General features: G+C 56.3%; 1 rRNA gene. It reads right to left on the bottom strand.

The features are described 5' to 3' along the window. Positions 1–2: 2 nt before the first annotated feature. Positions 3–1,394 (bottom strand): 23S ribosomal RNA (locus ACZ4W5_RS38000); the annotation flags it as partial.

Genomic DNA, 1,394 nt, shown 5'->3' with positions numbered 1-1,394 from the left:
CTGAGGACAAGCCCTCGGCCTATTAGTACCGGTCAACTCCACCCCTCACAGGGCTTCCATATCCGGCCTATCAACCCAGTCGTCTACTGGGAGCCTTACCCTCTCAAGGAGGTGGGAGTGCTCATCTCGAAGCAGGCTTCCCGCTTAGATGCTTTCAGCGGTTATCCCTCCCGAACGTAGCCAACCAGCCATGCCCTTGGCAGGACAACTGGCACACCAGAGGTTCGTCCGTCCCGGTCCTCTCGTACTAGGGACAGCCCTTCTCAACACTCCTACGCGCACAGCGGATAGGGACCGAACTGTCTCACGACGTTCTAAACCCAGCTCGCGTACCGCTTTAATGGGCGAACAGCCCAACCCTTGGGACCTACTCCAGCCCCAGGATGCGACGAGCCGACATCGAGGTGCCAAACCATCCCGTCGATATGGACTCTTGGGGAAGATCAGCCTGTTATCCCCGGGGTACCTTTTATCCGTTGAGCGACGGCGCTTCCACAAGCCACCGCCGGATCACTAGTCCCTACTTTCGTACCTGCTCGACCCGTCAGTCTCACAGTCAAGCTCCCTTGTGCACTTACACTCAACACCTGATTGCCAACCAGGCTGAGGGAACCTTTGGGCGCCTCCGTTACCCTTTAGGAGGCAACCGCCCCAGTTAAACTACCCACCAGACACTGTCCCTGATCCGGATCACGGACCCAGGTTAGACATCCAGCACGACCAGAGTGGTATTTCAACGGCGACTCCACAACAACTGGCGTTGCTGCTTCACAGTCTCCCACCTATCCTACACAAGCCGAACCGAACACCAATATCAAGCTATAGTAAAGGTCCCGGGGTCTTTCCGTCCTGCTGCGCGAAACGAGCATCTTTACTCGTAATGCAATTTCACCGGGCCTATGGTTGAGACAGTCGAGAAGTCGTTACGCCATTCGTGCAGGTCGGAACTTACCCGACAAGGAATTTCGCTACCTTAGGATGGTTATAGTTACCACCGCCGTTTACTGGCGCTTAAGTTCTCAGCTTCGCCCCACCGAAATGGAGCTAACCGGTCCCCTTAACGTTCCAGCACCGGGCAGGCGTCAGTCCGTATACATCGCCTTACGGCTTCGCACGGACCTGTGTTTTTAGTAAACAGTCGCTTCTCGCTGGTCTCTGCGGCCACCCCCAGCTCGGAGTGCAAGACTCGTCACCAGGAATGGCCCCCCTTCTCCCGAAGTTACGGGGGCATTTTGCCGAGTTCCTTAACCATAGTTCACCCGAACGCCTCGGTATTCTCTACCTGACCACCTGAGTCGGTTTGGGGTACGGGCCGCCATGAAACTCGCTAGAGGCTTTTCTCGACAGCATAGGATCATCCACTTCACCACAATCGGCTCGGCATCAGGTCTCAG

Source organism: Kitasatospora sp. NPDC029367 (assembly GCF_055569135.1).
Note: the sequence above shows the minus strand (reverse complement) of the source record. Positions and strands in the feature narration are given on the sequence as shown.